The 19603-nt window shown below is 65.4% G+C and carries 15 protein-coding genes and 1 pseudogene; 10 read left to right on the top strand and 6 right to left on the bottom strand.

The features are described from left to right. Nucleotides 1-8 precede the first annotated feature (8 nt). The gene (locus tag EO174_RS13360; protein ID WP_126944975.1) at nt 9-1694 is read right to left on the bottom strand and encodes an alpha-L-fucosidase; all 1686 of its coding nucleotides are present in this window, start codon (nt 1692-1694) and stop codon (nt 9-11) included. 210 nt (nt 1695-1904) lie between these two features. After that, entirely contained in the window at nt 1905-4583 is a 2679-nt protein-coding gene (locus EO174_RS13365) for a TonB-dependent receptor (RefSeq protein WP_126944978.1), read from the bottom strand. Between the two features lie 716 nt (nt 4584-5299). On the opposite strand from EO174_RS13365, the gene EO174_RS13370 reads away from it, so the two are divergent. Next, nucleotides 5300-6298 (top strand): glucokinase family protein, encoded by a 999-nt coding sequence (locus tag EO174_RS13370; protein ID WP_206515073.1) that lies wholly within the window; start codon nt 5300-5302, stop codon nt 6296-6298. 141 nt (nt 6299-6439) lie between these two features. Here EO174_RS13370 and EO174_RS13375 read toward each other — a convergent pair whose 3' ends face one another. Continuing rightward, entirely contained in the window at nt 6440-7174 is a 735-nt protein-coding gene (locus EO174_RS13375) for a 16S rRNA (uracil(1498)-N(3))-methyltransferase (RefSeq protein WP_104648203.1), read from the bottom strand. Next, a complete protein-coding gene (gene bioA / locus EO174_RS13380) occupies nt 7165-8583 on the bottom strand; it encodes an adenosylmethionine--8-amino-7-oxononanoate transaminase (protein WP_126944984.1) in 1419 nt (472 codons plus the stop codon). Before bioA ends, EO174_RS13375 begins: the two co-directional genes overlap by 10 nt. A gap of 41 nt (nt 8584-8624) precedes the next feature. Here bioA and nudE point away from each other — a divergent pair, with 41 nt between their 5' ends. From nudE to EO174_RS13415, 7 genes are all read left to right on the top strand, one after another. Then, nucleotides 8625-9173, top strand: coding sequence for an ADP compounds hydrolase NudE (nudE, locus tag EO174_RS13385; RefSeq protein ID WP_164739160.1), 549 nt, complete (start codon nt 8625-8627; stop codon nt 9171-9173). Then, entirely contained in the window at nt 9170-9970 is an 801-nt protein-coding gene (cysQ, locus tag EO174_RS13390) for a 3'(2'),5'-bisphosphate nucleotidase CysQ (protein WP_104582985.1), read from the top strand. The genes nudE and cysQ overlap by 4 nt, the downstream gene beginning before the upstream one ends. Before the next feature lie 160 nt (nt 9971-10130). Next, the gene (gene mazG / locus EO174_RS13395) at nt 10131-11090 is read left to right on the top strand and encodes a nucleoside triphosphate pyrophosphohydrolase (protein ID WP_343132547.1); all 960 of its coding nucleotides are present in this window, start codon (nt 10131-10133) and stop codon (nt 11088-11090) included. Then, nucleotides 11087-11422, top strand: a complete 336-nt coding sequence (locus EO174_RS13400) for a YnfA family protein (RefSeq protein ID WP_104648201.1) — start codon at nt 11087-11089, stop codon at nt 11420-11422. Before mazG ends, EO174_RS13400 begins: the two co-directional genes overlap by 4 nt. A 321-nt stretch (nt 11423-11743) precedes the next feature. Beyond that, entirely contained in the window at nt 11744-12853 is a 1110-nt protein-coding gene (gene gcvT, locus EO174_RS13405) for a glycine cleavage system aminomethyltransferase GcvT (protein WP_104648200.1), read from the top strand. A 144-nt stretch (nt 12854-12997) separates the two neighbouring features. Beyond that, entirely contained in the window at nt 12998-13393 is a 396-nt protein-coding gene (gcvH, locus tag EO174_RS13410) for a glycine cleavage system protein GcvH (RefSeq protein WP_104533961.1), read from the top strand. Nucleotides 13394-14413: 1020 nt separating this feature from the next. Beyond that, the gene (locus tag EO174_RS13415; protein WP_039519650.1) at nt 14414-14893 is read left to right on the top strand and encodes a hypothetical protein; all 480 of its coding nucleotides are present in this window, start codon (nt 14414-14416) and stop codon (nt 14891-14893) included. A gap of 131 nt (nt 14894-15024) precedes the next feature. On the opposite strand, the pseudogene EO174_RS13420 reads toward EO174_RS13415, so the two are convergent. Both EO174_RS13420 and EO174_RS13425 read right to left on the bottom strand, forming a co-directional pair. Beyond that, nucleotides 15025-15120, bottom strand: a pseudogene (locus EO174_RS13420) (pyridoxine 5'-phosphate synthase); the annotation flags it as partial. A gap of 484 nt (nt 15121-15604) precedes the next feature. Beyond that, entirely contained in the window at nt 15605-16948 is a 1344-nt protein-coding gene (locus EO174_RS13425; RefSeq protein WP_180496716.1) for a serine hydrolase domain-containing protein, read from the bottom strand. 370 nt (nt 16949-17318) lie between these two features. Between EO174_RS13425 and EO174_RS13430 the strand changes: the two genes are divergently transcribed. Continuing rightward, nucleotides 17319-18680 (top strand): MFS transporter, encoded by a 1362-nt coding sequence (locus EO174_RS13430; protein ID WP_126944987.1) that lies wholly within the window; start codon nt 17319-17321, stop codon nt 18678-18680. 541 nt (nt 18681-19221) lie between these two features. After that, entirely contained in the window at nt 19222-19575 is a 354-nt protein-coding gene (locus EO174_RS13435) for a DUF1304 domain-containing protein (RefSeq protein ID WP_119131152.1), read from the top strand. Nucleotides 19576-19603: the final 28 nt, after the last annotated feature.

Consider the following 19603-nt stretch of genomic DNA (forward strand, 5'->3'; position numbering starts at 1 on the left):
AGCATCCGTCAGGGAGTGGAGGAAGAAGAAAGATCGATGCGGAACACGTACGCGCTCTCGCCGACCGGCTTGGCCGGCAATTTCAAATGCAGGCCGTCGGCGCGTTGTTCGAACGGTATCTTTTTGCTGTTGGCCAGCAGCGTCACGCCGCGCACGCCATCGGCCGGCGTGAGCGAGCGGATCACCGCCTCGCCATCGGTCGGCCAGCCGAGCTCGATCGCATACAGCGCGCCATCACGTGTGGTGAAGCGGAAATCTTCGGCGGTGTAGGGCTTGGTCTTGACGTCCTGGAAGGTGCCGCCAACCACTTCGGTCGGGCCTTCGCCGTACACGCGCCAAGGCTTGCTGTCGTAGATCGCGCCGCCGTTGGTCTTGAGCCACTTGCCGATCGCCAGCAGGATGCCGCGCTCGGTATCGGGGATCGAGCCATCGGCCCTCGGGCCGATGTTGAGCATCAGGTTGCCGTTCTTGGCCACCACGTCGGCCAGCATGTGGATGATGAAGGTCGGCGACTTGTAGGTGTCGTTCTCGATGTAGCCCCACGACGCATTGCTGACCGAGGTATCGGTCTGCCAGTGGGTGGGATGGATGCCGGTGAGCTGGCCGCGCTCGATGTCCAGCGTGCCGGCGCCTTCCGGGAAGGCGCCGAGCTTGTAGTTCACCACCACGCCGCGATCGGCCTCGGTGCGTGCCGCGCCCTGGTTGTAGTAATACGCAAGCATGGTCGGCAGGCTGCTGCGGAAGGTGGGGTGGGCAATCCACCAGTCGAAATAGATCAGGTCCGGCTGATAGGTATCGATCAGCTCGGTGGTGCGCGCCAGCCAGTCATCCAGCCAGGCCTGCGACACCGGCGTCCAGTCGTTGGCCACATCGGCATCGTCCTTGCCCGGCAGGCGCACCTGCGCCGGGCCGTACAGCGCGGCATAGCGCGGGTCGTTGACGTCCGAGTCGAAGGTGCGCCCGCCGTCGAAGAACCAGTTGTGCTCGGCGCGGTGCGAGGACAGGCCGAAGTGCAGCCCCTGCGCGCGGATCGACCTGGACAACTCGCCCAGCAGATCGCGTTTTGGCCCCATCTTGACCGCGGTCCAGTCCGACAACTTGGAGTCGTATAGCGCAAAGCCGTCATGGTGCTCGGCCACCGGCACCACATAGCGGGCGCCGGAGTCACGGAACAGCTTGGCCCAGCCATTGGGGTCGAACTTGGGCGCGGTGAATTTGGGAATCAGATCCTTGTAGCCGGAGCTCGCCTGCGGCCCGTAGGTCGCCACGTGATGGGCGAACTCCTTGGAGCCTCGCAGATACATGTTGCGCGAATACCACTCGCTGCCGAACGCCGGCACCGAGAACACGCCCCAATGAATGAAGATGCCGAACTTGGCATTGTCGTACCACGCCGGCGATTGATAGGCCTTTAGTGCCGCCCAGTCGGGGCGGAACGGGCCTTTGCGCGCGCCCTGTTCGGCTTCGCGTACCAGCCTTTCGCGTTCGGGTGCGTACTTGGCGGTGGCATTGAGCCACTGCTGGTCGATCTGTTCCGGACTGAGCGTGGTGGCGGTCGGCGCGGTGGGCGATTGCGCGTGCAACGACAGCACCGGGCAGGCCACCAGCAGAGCGAGCGCGAGCGCACGACTCCTGGGTACAGCTCCGGCGTGGCGGCGGGATGGAGCCGCAAACACGCGGCTATCGGTCGTCATGGGAACTGCACTCCTGTTGAGCAAGACGCGCCGGCAGTGCTGCAGCCGTGCGTGGATGGCAAAAGCGGGACTGGCCATGCTCCCTCAGCGGCGAAGGGGCGTGGCCAGTACCACTGTTTGGTGCATGCAACAACCTGCCGCCGCAGCGCGCAGGGCAAGTCCAAAAAAAAGCGCGCCACCGTGGAGGGGCGGTGGCGCGCCGGTGCTACATCAGAACTTGAAGTTCAGCTGGGCCTGATAACCGCGGCCGTTCTTGTAGAACGCCGTGGGGGTATCGCGTGTGTTGCTGAAGACCCGGTAGGTGGAATCGAGCAGGTTGGTCGCGCCGAAGGTGATGCCCATGTAATCGGTGATCTGGTACGAGGCATTCAGATCCAGCTGCTTGTAGGCATCGGCGAAGTCACGCGATTCCAGCCGGCCGATCTGGGTGAAGTACTTGGAGCGATAGCTGTAGTTCACGCGTACCGTCCAGTCGCCATGTTCCCAGTACGGGATCACGTTGTAGGTGTCGCGCGACAGGTAGGGCAGGTTCAAGCCCGAGCTGGAATCGGATTCGGCGAACGTGTAGTTCGCCTGCAGGCCAAAGCCCAGACCGAAGGTCTGCTGGTAGTTGACCGACACGCCCTTGACCTTGGCATCGGACACATTGACCGGCGTAGTGACCTGATACAGACCGGCAATGGCCGGGGGGGCCGGATTCAGCTGCTGGGAAGTGGTGGTGCTGACGATGTAGGAGCTGATGTCGCGGTAGAACACTTCACCGGACAACATGCTGGACGGAGCGAAATACCACTCGGCCGCCAGATCGTAGTTGGTGGATTCGTACGGCTTCAGATCCGGGTTGCCGCCGTTGGCGGTCAGGTCACCGGTACCGCTGTTGATGGTGAAGGTGCCGGCCAGATCGGCGTAGCGCGGACGTGCGATGACCTTGGCCGCCGAGAAGCGCAGCACGGTATCGTCGGTGATGTCGTAGGCGATGTTGAAGCTCGGCAGCGCCTTGCGATAGTCGTTGGTCTCGGCGACACGGTCGAAGTTGCTGCCGCCGTCGTTGCTCTGCCAGAACTCGGACTTGTCGGTGGTGTCGACCAGGCGCACGCCGACGTTACCGCGCCACTGGCCGGACTCGAAGTTCAACTGCGTATAGACGTTCTGGGTGATTTCCTTGACCTGGAACGAGGCACCGAAATCGGTGCGGTACGGACCCTGCGGCTGCGACAACAGATAGTTGCGCACGGCATTGAGGCTGGCGGTCGGCCAGGTGGTCAGGTCGCCGCTGGCGCCCAGGCCGTCGTACAGGCTGCTGGGCGTGCTGCCCGGGTTGAACTGTGTCAGCGAGACCGCGTCGGTGGAGTTGATGCGGTTGCCGCGCGCGTCCACGCCATTGTTGTGGTTGATGTACTTGTAGCCGAACTGCAGCTTGGTGAACGGGCCCCACTCAAGGTCGCGCGAGGCGTCCCACTGGAAGTACTTTTCCTCGTCCTTGCTCTTCTGGTACGCGATACCGCCGGCTTGCATGATGCCGGTGTTGGTGCCGGGGATGTTCCCCTGCTGGCCCGGTGCCAGGCCTGCGGGATTACCCGGCAACACCCAGTTCGAGGCGCCGCCGTTGTCGTAGTTCACCGCGGTGTTCTGGCCGTCGAAGGCGTAGTTGTAGCCGCCGTCCTGCATCAGGAACTTCATCAGGTATTCGGGGTTCTTGCCACCTGTGGCCTGCGTGCTGCCGACCTGGCTGGTGAACACCCACTTCTCGCCGGACCAGTCGTGGCGCAGGTTCAGGCTCTTGGTGGTGACCGTGCTTTCACGATAGTTCGCATCCAGCTGCGCGTACGGTTGCCCGGCGGCGCCATCGCTGACCGTGGCCGAGGTCACTACGCCGTTTTCCACGTTGGCGCTGGTGATCTTCTGGCGGTCGTCATTACATGCCGGGCACACATACCGCGCCTGGCTGAAGTTGTTGTACTTGCCCTTGATGTACAGGCCGGTCAGGTTGAACTCGTTCTGTTCGTTGGGCTTCCACTGCAACGCACCCTGCAGGCCGCTGCGTTCGCGGGTCTGCTGGAAGAACGCGCTGCTGATGCCGGCCGGCACGCGGGCGGTGGCCACATCGCTGCCGTCGCCGGTGATGGTGGCGCTGGCAGGAATGTTGGCGCCGGTGGTGTAGCCGAAGTATTCGATACCGGCACGCGCCAGGTCCTGCTTGTCATGCGTGGCGGAGATCAACGCGCCGAAGGTCTCGTCGTCGTTCTTCCAGCTCCACAGCGCCGAGCCGCGCGGATTGCCTTCTTCCGAACGGTCGTTGTAGTTGTAGCCGACCGAGCCGCGGATGGTGTTCTTGGGCAGGTCCAGCGGCTTGCGTGTGTGCACGATCACGGTGCCGCCGATCGAGCCTTCGTCGATGCGCGCTTCCGGGGTCTTGTAGACCTCCATCAGGCCGATGATTTCCGGCGACAGCAGGGTGTAGTTGAAGGTACGGCCGCTGGTGTCGGTCGGGTTGCCGCCCCAGTCGCCCGAGGCGATGGTCTGGCCGTTGAGCAGCACGCGGTTCAAGGCCGGGTCGGTGCCGTTGATGCTGACCTTTTCGCCTTCGCCGAACTGGCGATCGACGCTGATGCCCGGCAGGTGCGACAGCGATTCGGCGGCGTTGATGTCCGGGAACTTGCCGATGTCTTCGGCGCTGATCGCATCGACGATCGAGTTGGCCGAGCGCTTGACCGACTGGCTCTTCTCCAGCGATGCGCGGTAGCCGGTGACGGTGATGGTGTCCAGCTCAGTGGTCGCCGACGGTGTGGCGGCAGGAGCCTGTTGGTCTTGTCCGGCAGCCATTGCAGAGCCGGAGCAGTACAGAGCGGCGGTGATACAGAGTGCTAACGTCGTGGTGCGGCTGTGCATGGCTAAACCTCGTTGGTTAGTGCTGTGAGCGCGCCGCCTCTGGAAGGCGTCACGCGCTCGGCGTGGCCGGCAAAACAACACGCCCTGACCGATCGCGGTGACCTCACTGGCGCGCGCCATGAGAGGCGGGTCCAGGTGATTCGCGTGGTAGAGGAGGTGTCCCCCGTGTGGTGAAGCGGTGGAGCGGATGCGACTTCAGCGAGCGAACATCGGGTGATGGCCCACTCACGAATCTGGAATGCGCCGACGAGGGAGTCGCCCGTTCTTGAGTACCGAACAGTCCATGGCCCCTCCTGCCAGAACCCCGATTTGGATCGAGTCTCGCGTAGCGTTGACAGCGTTGTCAACACATCGTCACAGATCTCTGAAGCTGCTGCGATTGCGCTGCAATGCAGCATTTCCCGGCGAGGCCGCGCAGGGTGCCGAAGCGACTGCGCAGCGCAGCAATGATGTACCTGCGGTGTGATCGGCTGTTTCTATGGGGATTGGCGCATAGCCCGATACGGCGTCTCGATTTGTGCTGAAATCGTTGCCCGGGGTGCGGATTTTCAGTGGATGATGAAATTGGCGGCATCCTGTTCAAATCGTGATCGCCACGGTTGCGTTACAAGGCGATTACTGACAACGTTGTCTATCCGTGACCGTTCGTCGGATAACGGAAGATGACGCCAGCCCGCGACCACTTATCAGGAGAATGCGTGAGCGCAAGCAGTCCAATGGAAGCGGTGGCCTTTCCACGCCCCGAAACCTTCGTTGCCGCAGACGTTGGCGGGACGCATGTACGCCTGGCGCTGGTGTGCGAAAGCGTCGATCCACGCCAACCGGTCACGGTGCTGGACTATCGCAAGTACCGATGCGCCGATTATCCGGGTCTGGCCGAGATCATGGCCGCGTTCTTCGCGGAGCTGGGCTGCGCACCGGTGATGCGCGGCGTCATCGCCAGTGCCGGTTATGCGCTGGAAGACGGCAGCGTGATCACCGCCAATTTGCCGTGGGTACTGTCGCCGGAGCAGATCCGTCGCCAGCTCGGCATGCAGGCGTTGCATCTGGTCAACGATTTCGAAGCGGTGGCGCATGCGGCCAACTACATGACCGGCAATCAGGTCATGCAGTTGTCCGGCCCGCCGCAGGGCGCGCCGGGTCCGGCGCTGATACTCGGCCCCGGCACCGGCCTGGGCGCGGCGTTGTGGATTCCCAATGGCGCCAACCCGGTGGTGTTGCCGACCGAGGCCGGCCACGCCGCGCTTGCGGCCGCCAGCGATCTGGAAGTGGCCCTGCTGCAGGAGCTGCGTCGCACGCGCACGCACGTGGCCACCGAGCATCTGCTGTCCGGCCCGGGCCTGTTGAATCTCTACACCGCCCTGGCCGCGCTGCGTGGCGTGCCGGTGGTGCATGCCAGCCCGGCCGACGTCACCGCCGCGGCACTGGCTGGCGAGGACATGCTGGCACGCGACGCGCTACAGGCGTTTTGCGGCTTCATGGGAAGCGTGGTCGGCGACATGATGTTGCTCTACGGCGTGCGCAGCGGCGTCTATCTGGCGGGTGGCTTCCTGCCGCAGATCGCCGCGTTCGTGGCTGCAAGCGATTTCGTCGCACGTCTGCTCGACAAGGGCCCATTGCGTCCGGCGCTGGAGCAGGTGCCGGTCAGCATCGTCGAGCACGGCCAGCTCGGTGTGATCGGTGCGGCGAGCTGGTTCCTGCAGCACGGCCGCTGAGTCCTGCGCATCGCCAGGTGCAGCAAGCCGGCTGCACCGAACCGATCAATTCCGCACTCCCGTAGGAGCGCACCCGGGCGCGACGAAGCGTGCCCGATAACGCCCGGTCGCGCCCGGGTGCGCTCCTACGACGACACCGCGCTATAGATCCCCGAACCGCGACTGCAGCGCCGCAATCGCCGCCAGCCCCGCTGTTTCGGTGCGCAAGATGCGCGGTCCCAGTTGCAGGCCGCTGAAACCGGCCTCGGTGAGGGTCGTGCGATCGCGCGGCGACCAGCCGCCTTCCGGGCCGATCGCCACGATCACATGCGGTTGCGCACCCAGCGCCAGGCTGCCCAGGCGATGCTCGCCGTGCGGGTCCAGCGTCAGCCGTAGTGCCTGCGGGTCGCTGGCTCGGGCCGCCTCCTGCAGGCCGTGCGGCGCCGCGATCGTGGGAACGCGTGCACGCCCGGATTGTTCGCAGGCCGACACCACCACGCTGCGCCAATGCGCCAGGCGTTTTTCCATGCGCGCCGGGTCCAGCTTGACCTCGGTGCGCTCGGCGTTGACCGGCACCACCGCCGTCACCCCCAGCTCGGTGGCCTTCTGCAGGATCAGGTCCATCTTCTCGCCGCGCGCGATGCCCTGGATCAGGGTGATCGACAATGGCGATTCGTTGCACAGCGGCTCGACCCGGTCCACCACTGCGCGCGCCTCGCGTTTGCCGGCCAGGGTGATGCGCGCGTGGTAGTCGCTGCCGTCGCCGTTGAACAGAACGCAGGCATCGCCCTCGCGCAGCCGCAGCACGCGCAGCAGGTGATTGGCCGAGGCTTCCGGCAGCGTCAGTTCCTGGTCGCAGTGCAGCGGCAGTGCCACATGGGAACGGGTCAGGCGCATGCAACGGCCTCCTCGATGGCGTGGCGGGTGGTCGCCGCCAACAGCGCAAGTTGCGCGTCGTCCACGCAGTACGGCGGCATCCAGTACAGCACGTCGCCGAGTGGGCGCAGCACCACGCCCTTGTCCAGTGCGGCGCGATAGGCCTTCAGGCCTACCCGTGCCGCAGACGGGAACGGCGTGCGCTTGTCGCCGCCCTGCGTGAGCTCGAAGGCCACGATCATGCCGGCCTGGCGCACGTCCGCCACCGCGGGGTGTTCGCCGATCTGCGCCGCAAGCGCGCTCATGTGCGCGGCGGTGCGCTGGTTGCGTGCAATCACGTCGTCGTCTGCAAAGATCTGCAGGGTCGCCAACGCGGCCGCGCACGCCAGTGGATTGCCGGTGTAGCTATGCGAATGCAGGAACGCGCGCTCGCGCGAGTCGTCCAGGAATGCATCGTACAACTGCTGCGTGGCCAGTACCGCCGACAACGGCAGGAATCCGCCGGTCAGTCCCTTGGACAGGCACAACAGGTCGGGCATGATTCCGGCCTGTTCGCAGGCGAACAGGCTGCCGGTGCGGCCGAAGCCGGTGGCGATCTCGTCGGCGATCAGGAACGCGCCATGCGCGTCGCACAGTTCGCGCGCACGGCGCAGGTAGGCCGGGTGATACATGCGCATGCCGCCTGCGCACTGCACGCGCGGCTCCAGGATCAGCGCGCAGATTTCGCCGGGCGATTGTTCGAACACCGCCTGCAACGCATCGGCCGCCTGCAGTGCGTAGTCTTCCGCGCTCTGTCCGGGCTCGGCCAAGTAGGCATCGGGCGAGGGCGCAAAGATCGACTCCAGCAGCAACGGCGCATACACGCGCCGATACAGCGGAATGTCGCCGACCGACAGCGCGCCGATGGTCTCGCCGTGGTAGCCGTTTTCCAGCGCGACGAAACGCGTGCGGCGGTGCTCGCCGCGGTTATGGAAGTAGTGGAAGGCCATCTTCAAGGCCACTTCCACGCCGGCCGAACCATTGTCGGCAAAGAACACCTTGGACAACGGCGCGCGGCCGGCCTGGCGCGGCGCGATCGCCAACAGGCGCTCGGCCAGCTGCACGGCGGGCGCATGGGTGAAGCCCGCCAGCATCACCTGCTCCAGTTCGCCAGCCTGGCGCGCGATGGCCGCGCCGATGCGCGGCTCGCTATGGCCGAACAGGTTGGTCCACCAACTGCTGACCGCGTCCAGGTAGTGGCGACCGTCGTGGCCGATCAGCCACGCACCATCGCCACGCGCGATCGGCACCAGTGGCAGTGTGTGCGGGTGTTCGCGCATCTGCGTGCAGGGGTGCCACAGCACCTGAAGATCGCGTTGTCGCCAATGTTCGTCAGCTTGGGAGGCTGCCGGGTCTGCTAGGATTTCGGGTTCATGAACATGTCGATGCATACGCCTATTCTATCGGTCGGCTCCGCCGCTGCGTGCTGCGCATGAGCCCGCGCCTGCCGACCATCCACAAGATCACCGATCTGGGTGACGGGCCGTTCCGTCGCCAGCAGCTGGATCTGGAGTTCTCCAACGGCGAGCGTCGCCTCTACGAGCGCCAACTCAGCCAGGGCCATGGCGCGGTGGTGGTGGTGCCGATGCTGGATGCCCAGACCGTGTTGCTGGTGCGCGAGTACGCCGCCGGCGTGCATCGCTACGAGCTGGGCCTGGTCAAGGGCCGCATCGATGCCGGCGAAACGCCGGAGCAGGCCGCCGACCGCGAACTCAAGGAAGAAGCCGGCTACGGCGCGCGCCAGGTGCAGGTGTTGCGCGCAATGACGCTCGCTCCTACTTATATGAGTCACCAATCCTGGTTGGTGCTGGCGCGCGACCTCTATCCCGAGCGCCTGGTCGGCGACGAGCCGGAAGAGATGGAAGTGGTGCCCTGGCCGATCGCCCGTCTGGACGACTTGATGCTGCGCGACGATTTTTCCGAAGGCCGCTCGCTGGCCGCCTTGTTCATTGCGCGCGAGTGGCTGGAGCGCAACCCATGATCCGCATCCCGATGGAACTGCGCGAAACCGTGATCGCCATTGCCCGCGAGGCGGGGGCGGCGATCATGGATGTCTATGCGCAGGATTTCGCGGTGGAGCTCAAGGACGACGCCAGCCCGTTGACCCAGGCCGACCTGGCCGCCAATCGTGTCATCGTCGACGGCTTGCGCCGGGTCACCCCGGATGTGCCGGTGCTGTCGGAAGAATCCGCGCACGTGGCCTGGGAAGACCGGCAGTTCTGGACCAGTTACTGGCTGGTCGATCCGCTCGACGGTACCCGCGAGTTCGTCAAGCGCAACGGCGAGTTCAGCGTCAACATCGCACTGATCCACATGGGTGCGCCGGTGCTCGGCGTGGTGCAGGCGCCGGTCGATGGCCGGGTCTGGTATGCCGCCCGGGGCGAGAATGCCTACCGCCGCGATGGCGATCGCGACGAGATGCTGCATACGCGCACGCCGGCGGCCACGCCGCTGCGGGTCGCCGCCAGTCGCTCGCATCGCGACGCGCGCACCGCCGCCGCGCTGGAGCGCATGGGCCAGATCGACGTGGTCGCGCAAGGGTCGTCGTTGAAGTTCTGCCGCATCGCCGAGGGCGACCTGGACGTGTATCCGCGCTTCGGCCCCACCTCCGAGTGGGACACCGCGGCCGGCCAGTGCGTGCTGCATGCCGCCGGCGGTGTGCTGCTGGCCGGCGGCACCGGCAAACCGTTCCGTTACAACCGCCGCGACACCTTGCTCAATGGCGATTTCATCGCGCTGGGCGATCCCAATCTGCCGTGGCGCAGCTGGCTGGTGTGAGCAGCGCTGGCGGCCTGCGCGCTCGCCGGATGGCTCCGGTGGCGGCGCGTAGTGCCGACGCCGCCATGTCCGGCGCAGTGCTTCCCCATCGCCTGCCATCAGCTGCTACGGATCGCCTTGGCACGCCACTCAGCTGCACCACACCTATCAGGAAGACACCATGTCCGAGTCCCCGCCGACCGGCGACATCCAGCGCTTGCTGCAACTGATGGCGCGTCTGCGCGATTCTGAGCATGGCTGCCCGTGGGATGTGGAGCAGACCTTCGCCAGCATCGCCCCGTACACCATCGAGGAAGCCTACGAAGTCGCCGACGCCATCGACCGTAACGACCTTGCGGGTCTGCGCGACGAGTTGGGCGACCTGCTGCTGCAAGTGGTCTTCCATTCGCAGATGGCCGCCGAGCAGGGCGCATTCGGATTCGCCGAGGTGGTCGCCACGCTCAGCGACAAGCTGGTGCGCCGCCATCCGCATGTCTTCGCCGAGCAGAGCGCCGACGACGCGCAGGCGGTGAGCGCCAACTGGGAGCAGATCAAGCGTGCCGAACGTCGCGCAGCGGGCCATCAGGACGACTCCGCACTCGCCGGCATCGCACGCGGCCTGCCGGAGTGGCAGCGCTCCACCAAGCTGCAATCGCGCGCGGCGCGGGTCGGCTTCGATTGGCCCGGCCCGGCACCGGTGCTGGAAAAATTGCAGGAAGAAATCGAAGAGCTGCGCGTGGAGTTCGCCCGTGGTCCGGTCGCCGACAACCAGGCACGGCTGGAAGACGAACTCGGCGATGTGTTGTTCGTCTGCGCCAACCTGGCGCGCCATGCCAAGGTCGACGTGGGGGCGGCGCTGCGGCATGCCAATCTCAAGTTCGAGCGCCGCTTCCGCGCCATGGAGGCGCAGGCACAGGCGGATGGCACCGCGCTGGCCGCGCTATCGCTGCACGAGCAGGAAGCGCTGTGGCAACAGGTCAAGCGCGGCGAGCGCGGCAGCGCTCCATCCACTCCCGACCAACCGGGCGCCGCGACGCCTGTCACTGCCACGCCGGTGCGCAGCGATCGGGCACCCGACATCTCGGCGCAGCAACAGGCCGATGTCGACACGCAGGGCCTGGACAGGTCAGGCCGCGCGTGAATTTCGCACCGACCACGCTGCTGCTGTTCGCCGCCACCGCGGTGGCGGAGCTGGTCGGTTGCTACCTTCCTTATCTGTGGCTGCGCAAAGGCGGCAGCATCTGGTTGCTGCTGCCGACGGCATTGAGCCTGGCTATCTTCGTCTGGTTGTTGAGCCTGCATCCCGATGCCAGCGGGCGGGTGTACGCCGCCTATGGCGGGGTCTATATCGCCAGCGCACTGCTGTGGCTGTGGTGGGTGGACGGAGTGACGCCGACGCGTTGGGATCTGCTGGGCGCCGCCTGCTGCCTGCTTGGCATGGCGATCATCATGTTCTCGCCGCGCAGCGCCTGAGCGCGCACGCGCGCCGGCGTCTGCGCGGCGCAAACCACGGCTGCCTGCTCGGTGCGGTGGGACGCAATGAAGACCAGGTGCCCGGGGCGGCGAGCCACCGCGGCACTTGCGTGGCCGCGACCGTAGACGCCGACGGTCGCGCGCGACGGACAGGCGGGCAGGCGGACAACTGCTTCATCGCACGCAATAGGTGGAGGCGTTCAAGGCGTTGGCCATCGCGGCCAACCGACAGGGCGCGGCCGCGTACTGCCGCGCGCTGCGCCGTTCCCCCAAGCGCGGCCGGGCGGCGATAATGGACCTCTTTCCCTTGGACCGGTGCGCATGACCCAGAAGACCATCCTCAACGACACCCATCGTGCGCTTGGCGCCAAGATGGTCGACTTCGGCGGTTGGGACATGCCGATCCACTACGGCTCGCAGCTGGACGAGCATCACCAGGTGCGTCGCGACGCCGGCATGTTCGACGTCAGCCACATGACCGTGGTCGACCTGCACGGTCCACGCGTGCGCGCGTTCCTGCGCTACCTGCTCGCCAATTCGGTGGACAAGCTCAAGGTCTCCGGCAAGGCGCTGTACACCTGCATGCTCAATCCGCAGGGCGGGGTGATCGACGACCTGATCGTCTACTTCCTGCGCGAGGACTTCTTCCGCCTGGTGGTCAACGCCGCCACCCGCGAAAAGGACCTGCAATGGATCGGCGAGCAGGCTGCCCGCTTCGAGGTGCGTGTGGAAGAGCGCGGCGACTTTGCGATGATCGCCGTGCAAGGCCCCAACGCGCGCGCCAAGGTGATCGAACTGGTGGATCCGGCCGATACCGCAGCGGCCAGCAAGCTCGGCCGTTTCGCAGCGCTGCAGACGCGCTCGCGCAAGGGCGTGGAGCTGTTCCTGGCGCGTACCGGCTACACCGGCGAAGACGGTTTCGAAATCGTGTTGCCGCAGGAGGCCGCAGTGGGGTTCTGGAACGCGCTGCTCGCGCAGGGCGTCAAGCCGGCCGGCCTGGGCGCGCGCGATACCTTGCGCCTGGAAGCCGGCATGAATCTCTACGGCCAGGACATGGACGACACGGTCAGTCCATACGAGGCCGCGCTGGCCTGGACGATCGCCCTGGACGAAGGCCGCGACTTCGTCGGTCGCGCCGTGCTCGAGTCGCAAAAGGCGCAGGGCGCACCGCGTCAGCTGATCGGTGTGGTGATGGATGAGAAGGGCGTGCTGCGGCATGGCCAGACCGTGCTCAGTGCTAGCGGCGAAGGCGAGATCCTGTCCGGCACGTTCTCGCCCACCCTCGGCAAGGCGATCGCATTCGCGCGCGTGCCGGCCGGCAGCATCGACGACTTGCGTGTGGACATCCGTGGCAAGCAGGTGCCATTGCGCGCGGTGAAGTTTCCGTTCGTGCGCGACGGCCAGGCGCAGCCCGGCGTCCTAGGCGACTGAGTCAAACGCTGCCGGGCAGGTCAACGTCCGGCAGCGTGCAGCATCCATCGCCGCCAATCGGCCGGCACGCGCGTGCACCTGTGTTGTCGTGCGGTCTAAACTAGCCACCTGTCCCCAACCCATCAGTTTCCCCGGAGCACACCCATGAGCGAGATCCCTGGCGACCTCAAGTTCCTCAAATCCCACGAGTGGGCCCGCGTCGAAAGCAGCGGCCGCGTGACCGTCGGCATCTCCGACCATGCGCAGGGCCTGCTGGGCGACTTGGTCTACGTCGAACTGCCGGGCGTCGGCGACACCGTGCAGGTCGGCAATGGCGCAGCGGTGGTGGAGTCGGTCAAGGCCGCCTCGGACGTCTACAGCCCGGTCAGCGGTACCGTCGTCGAGGTCAACAGCGCACTCACCGACAAGCCGGAAACCATCAACGAGGACGCCTACGGCGATGGCTGGATCTTCGTGGTCGAACTCGACGACAAGGAAGAGCTCAACGACCTGCTGTCGCCGGACGACTACGCCGAGCTGCTGGAAGACGACGCGCACTGACCTCGCTTCGCACGTCGCACCAAAAAATCCGGATGGCCGCTCGTTGGAGCGGCCATTTTTTTTTGCCTGCGCGGCGGTGGCAGCACGCCGTCCCCGCCTGGCGATGGCGTGCGCGTTGCCGATCGGCGTGCAACCGGCCAGCGACGGCCGTCGATCGCAGTCCAGGTGTTTGTCGATGTTCGACAGCGACGACCTCGCCGGGAACATGCGCACGCCACATCGTCGAGCACGACGCGGCTGTCGCGGTGTCGGATTTCTGGCGTGAGCCAGTCGTGAGGAGAGGGCGTGCAGCCGGTGAAAAACGGTTGCCGCATCGCGTGCATCCAACCTCGGACACGGTGTGCAACGCATGCCGTTGGCAGCGCATGCCGATGCACATACGGGGCGAGAACGGCGCAAGAAGTTTGCGCATTTCTGCTTGTGCGACGCCTTGAGCAAGGTTGGCGGATAAAAAATTTTCAGCTGGCGGACAGGCGGCGCACGCTGCGGCGACCACGCCTGCGCCGCGACGTCGGTGCAGTGGGGAGCATCGCGCTTGTTTGCCTCGCTAAAAAAAAACAGCACAAAAGAAGTGCTTTTTTGAAAACGTCGTTGCACCACCGCATGCGAAGGGCAGCTGCACGCGCCATCATGCGGCGTCTTGGGACCACCTCGACAGGACACATCGCCACCAGGTGTCGAAAAAAAAATGCAAAAGAGTGTTGACAGTAAAAAAAAGCGTGATTAGGTTTCGCCCAGCAGACGTTGCTGCGAAAGAGAGTGAGCAGAATCGACATCAAGCCGACACGCTTGTTCCCGATGTCCACCAAAGCGTTATCCACGGTGGAGTTGGGTCCGCTTCTCTCCAAGAAAGCAGCAGTCGCTCCGATCACGCACCCGCGTCGCTGTCTGATGCGGGTGTTTCTGTATCCGTCCCGTCGCGCATTACCTGCGGACGGTTCCCGACGACGGCGTGCCGTTGCGGGGTTTGCTTCAACTGGGCGTTTCACCTCCATAGTTCACTGACGAGGAGCCAATTACATGGCCACTGCAAAAGCTGCGAAAAAGAAACCCACTGCCAAGAAGGCAGTGAAGAAGACTGCCGCCAAGAAGGCAGTCAAGAAGGTCGCCAAAAAGGCAACCGCCAAGAAGGCAGTGAAGAAGACTGCTGCCAAGAAGGCCGTCAAGAAGACTGCAAAGAAGGCAACCGCCAAGAAGGCAGTGAAGAAGACTGCAAAGAAGGCAACCAAGAAGACTGCCGCCAAGAAGGCAGTGAAGAAGACTGCAAAGAAGGCGACCAAGAAGACTGCTGCCAAGAAGGCCGTCAAGAAGACCGCCAAGAAGGCAGTCAAGAAGACCGCGAAGAAGGCAGTTGCCAAGAAGGCGACCAAGAAGTCCGCCACCAAGAAGACTGCCGCCAAGAAGCCTGCTGTGAAGAAGGTCGCCAAGAAGAAGCCGGCCGTTCGCAAGAAGAAGGCCGCTCCGGTCGCGCTGCCCGCAACCCCGGCGCCGCTGATCTGATCTGCAGTACCCGATCGCCGTAGATATCGAGCTCTCTCCCCGACGCCCAGCGGGGAGGGAGCTTTTTTATTGGCTCCCCCACGGCGGCCATGATCCGGTGAATGTCGATCGCGCGCAGACAGTCGTAGTCGATCGCCATCCAGTACCAGGGTGACCTGCTCGGGCCGCGTGGCACGGCATAACGCCAGCAGACCTGGATAACCGTCCCGCGGTGGCGCAAACGCATTGCGATCGCCACCCAACGCATCGCGCGCTGCTTGGCGGGATGTCAGGCCGGGTAACTGTGCCTATCGCCGCACTGGCGCCACTGGCCATTCTCCACTCGCTACTCGCCACTCGCTTTCCCGGGTCCAGTGCTGCTGGTGGGCTCGGCTGCTGCGCCGCCCACGCAACGGGCCATCGTCTGTCCCGACCGGTAGTGCCGCCATCTCTTGGTGTCGCGCTGATGTGTCGGTCAGTGCGAAGCGGGAGAGATGCACTCGGTCGCATCGCGCGGAGGGTGAGTTGTCCGCTCGCTTCTTGGCTAGCTCCTTTGCGCGCACGCGACAAGGTTGTCCAGGCATGCGTTGGCCATGACCGGTAGCCATGGCGATGGAGCGATGGTTAGCCTGCCGGCCACCGATGTCGAAACACTCGACCCGGTCCCGCTGCGGGCCAGAAACAACACAGGCGGCCGAAGCCGCCTGTGTGCGAGAGCGCAGCAAGCTCCGTTTAGCGCGGCGATGCCACCGACTTGCCGGACGAGGCACCCTTGCCGGCAGGATCGGGACGCTCGGCCAGCATGTTCTCGCTACCGAAGTCGCCATCCACGTCGATATCCAGCCAACGCTTGGCAGGCAGGCCCAGCGCACGGTCCAGGATGGTCGGCAACATGCCGGAGGGCAGGCCGCTCTCGCCGTTCCACATGATCGCGATGCCGAGATCGCGCTCGGGCAGCAGCGCGACCAGGCCGCGGTAGCCCTGCACCGCGCCGGCATGGAAGACGACCTGGTGGCCGGCGTAGTCGAACACGCGCCAGCCCAGCGCGTAGCTGGCAGCGTCCACACGCTCGTGGCGCCAACCCGAGCGCATCTCCCCTGGCGTGGAGATCAGCGGCGCGTGCAGCGTCGCCAGCAGCGGCGCAGGCAGCACGTCGGTGCGGTGGCCGGTGTGCGCGAGCAGCCACTGCGCCATATCGCTGGCGCTGGCATTGACGCCGGCAGCGGGAGCAAGACGGTAGTAGGTCGGCTTGGGCGTCAGTGACACCCAGCCGTTGCGGCTGCGCACGTGCGGGCGCGCCCAGCGCGGGCTGGCCTGGATACCGGCCAGTCCCATGCTCGCATCGTTCATGCCCAGCGGCTTGAAGATGCGGCGCTCCACCGACTGCTCGTAGAAGCTGCCCGATGCAGCGAACACCACATCCCCGACCAGGCTGAAGGCCACGTTCTGGTATGCATAGCAATCGCCCGGGGCGCAGCGCAGCGGCGCGGCGGCCAGCTTGTGGCTGAGCGAGTAGTAGTCGACGTTGGATTCGATATCGTTGTCGTAGGCATTGCGGGTCAGCCCGACGCGGTGGCTGAGCACCTCGGCGACGGTGAGTTGCCGGGTGGCGACGTTATTGCTGAGCTGGAAGCCGGGGACGTAGTCCACCACCTTGCTGTCCCAACGCAGCACACCGTCGTTGACCAGCAACCCGGCCATGGTGCCGGCAAACGCCTTGGACAGCGATGCAAGACGGAACACGGTGTGGGCATCGACCGGCTGCGGGTGATTGACGTCGGTGACGCCGTAGCCGCGTGCGCTGAGCACCTTGCCGCCCTGCACGATGGCCATCGCCATGCCGGGCAGGCGATTGCCGTAGGTCAACTGGTTGGCCATCGATTCGAACGCGGCCACGTCGAAACCGGCCGCCGGGGCAAGCACCTGGCTGGCCGGGAGCGATGCACGGTATTGCAGCGGAGCGGTGGGCGACTGCACGATGGCGGCCGGCTGCAGCGCAGAGGCAGCGGGCGCGGGTGTCTGTGCGGTGGAAGAGAGAGCCAGAGGCAATAACGCCCCGAGCAGCCCGATGGCCAACGGTCGGAACCGTCGGCGCCTGCGCATTTGAGTCATGGTTGTCCCGCCTGTTCCGCTGCCTCCGACGATTCTAGCGCCGCGCTTCGCAATAGCACAAACTGCCGGAAGATGAATGGGCATCATATTGATCCTATTGACGATTTTAGGTTCATAAATCGGCCTGCGCGGCGCCTTTCCAGCGCCACTGGGAGCCCGTGCGGAAGCAACTGCAAGCAGCGTGCCTGCTCCAGCCGCGATCGATTTGCTGCGTCCTGCCCGCTGCCGCTGGTGATGCAGCGCGGCATCGGCTAACTTGCGCGCTTGTTTCGCGGGGTGCCGCCGCTGCCATGTCCTTGCTGTCGCGCCCGTCGATGCGAGCGAGCTTCACTCTATGACCAGCCCATCTTCGCCGCGCTCGGCGGCTGGCCGTTTGAACGCGGCGCTGCGCAGCTCGCCGCCGCTGGCATGGTCGTTCCTGTACTTCTTCTGCCTGCTCAGCGGTTACTACGTGCTGCGCCCGGTGCGCGAGGCGATGAGCGCGTCGGCGGATGTGGAAGCGATCTTCCCCACCGGCATGATCGCCTTCTTCGCCGCGCACGGCATGCCGCTCAAGGACTTCACCCTGCAGGTGCTGTTCACCTGCACCTTCCTGATCATGGTGCTGCTGCAGCCGGTCTACGGCGCGCTGGTCAGCCGCTATCCGCGCCGGGTGTTCCTGCCGGCGGTCTATGGCTTCTTCATCGCGACCCTGCTGCTGTTCTATGTGTTGTTCGACAGTGGCGTGCCCGGGCGCGGCATGGCGTTCTTCTTGTGGGTGACCGTCTTCAACCTGTTTGCGGTGGCGGTGTTCTGGAGCTTCATGGCCGACGTCTTCAGCAATGCCGAAGCGCGCAGCTACTACGGGTATATCGGTGCGGCCGGCACGCTGGGTGCGTTTCTCGGGCCGATCCTCACCCGCACCCTGGTCGAACGCATCGGCATCGCGCATCTGATGCTGGTGTCGGCCGGCTTTCTGGCGGTGTGCGTGGTCTGCGTGCTGCGCCTGCGCTTGTGGGCGGTTGCGCGCGAGCAGCAGCGACAGCTGGGCTCCGGTGAAGTGCCCATGGGCGGCGATGTGCTGGGCGGGCTCAAGTTGATCGTGCGCGAGCCGTTGCTGCGCTGGCTGGCCTTCATGGTGTTGTTCGGTGTTGGCGTCGGCACCTTGCTCTACAACGAGCAGGCGGCGCTGGTACGGCGGCTTTACAGCGACGCGGCGGCGGCCACCGCCTATTACGCGAGCATCGACCTGGCAATCAATGCGCTTACCCTGGTGCTGCAGCTGCTGGTGACGCGCGCGCTGTTGTCGCGTTTCGGCATCGCGCCGGCGCTGCTGATTCCGGGCGTGGCGATCATGTTGGGCTATGCCGTGCTGACGGCCTCGCCGTTGCCGATGATGCTTGCGATCGTGCAGGTGATCACCCGCTCCAGCGAGTTCGCCCTCGCCAAGCCGGCGCGCGAGACCTTGTACACGCGGGTGGATCGGCAGTGGCGCTACAAGGCCGGTGCGGCGATCGACACCGTGATCTACCGCGGTGGCGATCTCACCTTCGTCTGGGTGCACAAGCTGGTGTCGGCCTTCGGCTCCAGCGCAGTGTTCGGCGTCGGTCTGCTGGTGGCCTCGTGCATGACCCTGGGCGCGTTCGGCCTGCTGCGCGAGGCGCGCAAACTGCCCGCAGAGCGCGATGCGGAGACTGGCAATCAGGTCTCCGACTAGGAGCGGTCAACAAGCGGCCTGGCTGCGGGGGCCTTGCCCGCCCACCCTCGCGGGATACGCCGAAAGTACGTCCTTGTAGGCTCTTACGCGGCATCCATGCCGCGTAAGGTCCCGCGACGGTGGGCGGGCAAGGACCGGTCGAGATGGTCGGTGCGCACAGGCAAGCAGGGCATGAACGGCGTGTCCCGCAACCGGAGAGGGCACTGCGTGCTCGGCTGACTGAGCTTTTGACCTTGGCGGTGGGCTGCACCTAAGCGATGCCGCTGTTTGGAACTAGCCGCGTTTGCCTTTGGGCGAGCGTGGCGAGCAGATAGATCAGGTGTAGAGCGCTTGATCTGCACCCTGGCTGCAGCACTTGTGCCCGCGCAACAACCATCGCAGGACACGCCGCCGATGTCCGCAGTCGCGACGCTCCGATCATGCATGCAGGTCCTGCACATCCTCCGTCTCTTGCCGGCGCGCCGGGTTCCGCCGCCTGTTCCGAGTAGCAGGGCCGCAATCGCGGCTATGCTGGCCGCCACATCCACCATGCCGGTCTGCCATGTCCCTGTTCGCCATCGTCGCCGGTCTGTGTGTCGCTCTGCTGCACGTCTACATCATGGTGTTGGAGATGGTGCTGTGGACGCGGCCGCTGGGCCTGAAGACCTTTCGTAATACCCTCGAGAAGGCGCAGGCCACGCGCGTGCTGGCAGCCAACCAGGGGCTGTACAACGGCTTCCTGGCTGCGGGACTGTTCTGGGGTGCGTTGCAGGCCCGGGCCGATGTGCTTGGCTTCTTTCTGGGCTGTGTCGTCGTGGCAGGCGGCTACGGCGCCTACAGCGTCAACCGTCGCATCTTCGTCGTGCAGGCGTTGCCCGCGCTGATTGCCCTGGCCTTGCTGTGGTTGCCGCGCTGAGGCGGCCTTCCCCGCCTTCTGTAGGAGC

Origin of the sequence: Xanthomonas sp. BRIP62418 (genome assembly GCF_003993495.1) — a bacterium.
In the GTDB taxonomy this organism is placed as follows: Bacteria; Pseudomonadota; Gammaproteobacteria; order Xanthomonadales; family Xanthomonadaceae; genus Xanthomonas; species Xanthomonas euroxanthea.

Coding starts and splice junctions, on each gene's coding strand:
- EO174_RS13430 (WP_126944987.1), top strand. CDS start 17,319: ATGACCAGCCCATCTTCGCCGCGCTCGGCGGCTGGCCGTTTGAACGCG.
- gcvT (WP_104648200.1), top strand. CDS start 11,744: ATGACCCAGAAGACCATCCTCAACGACACCCATCGTGCGCTTGGCGCC.
- EO174_RS13360 (WP_126944975.1), bottom strand. CDS start 1,694: ATGACGACCGATAGCCGCGTGTTTGCGGCTCCATCCCGCCGCCACGCC.
- EO174_RS13415 (WP_039519650.1), top strand. CDS start 14,414: ATGGCCACTGCAAAAGCTGCGAAAAAGAAACCCACTGCCAAGAAGGCA.
- EO174_RS13365 (WP_126944978.1), bottom strand. CDS start 4,583: ATGCACAGCCGCACCACGACGTTAGCACTCTGTATCACCGCCGCTCTG.
- mazG (WP_343132547.1), top strand. CDS start 10,131: ATGTCCGAGTCCCCGCCGACCGGCGACATCCAGCGCTTGCTGCAACTG.
- EO174_RS13375 (WP_104648203.1), bottom strand. CDS start 7,174: ATGCGCCTGACCCGTTCCCATGTGGCACTGCCGCTGCACTGCGACCAG.
- gcvH (WP_104533961.1), top strand. CDS start 12,998: ATGAGCGAGATCCCTGGCGACCTCAAGTTCCTCAAATCCCACGAGTGG.
- EO174_RS13370 (WP_206515073.1), top strand. CDS start 5,300: ATGGAAGCGGTGGCCTTTCCACGCCCCGAAACCTTCGTTGCCGCAGAC.
- EO174_RS13435 (WP_119131152.1), top strand. CDS start 19,222: ATGTCCCTGTTCGCCATCGTCGCCGGTCTGTGTGTCGCTCTGCTGCAC.
- cysQ (WP_104582985.1), top strand. CDS start 9,170: ATGATCCGCATCCCGATGGAACTGCGCGAAACCGTGATCGCCATTGCC.
- bioA (WP_126944984.1), bottom strand. CDS start 8,583: ATGCATCGACATGTTCATGAACCCGAAATCCTAGCAGACCCGGCAGCC.
- nudE (WP_164739160.1), top strand. CDS start 8,625: ATGAGCCCGCGCCTGCCGACCATCCACAAGATCACCGATCTGGGTGAC.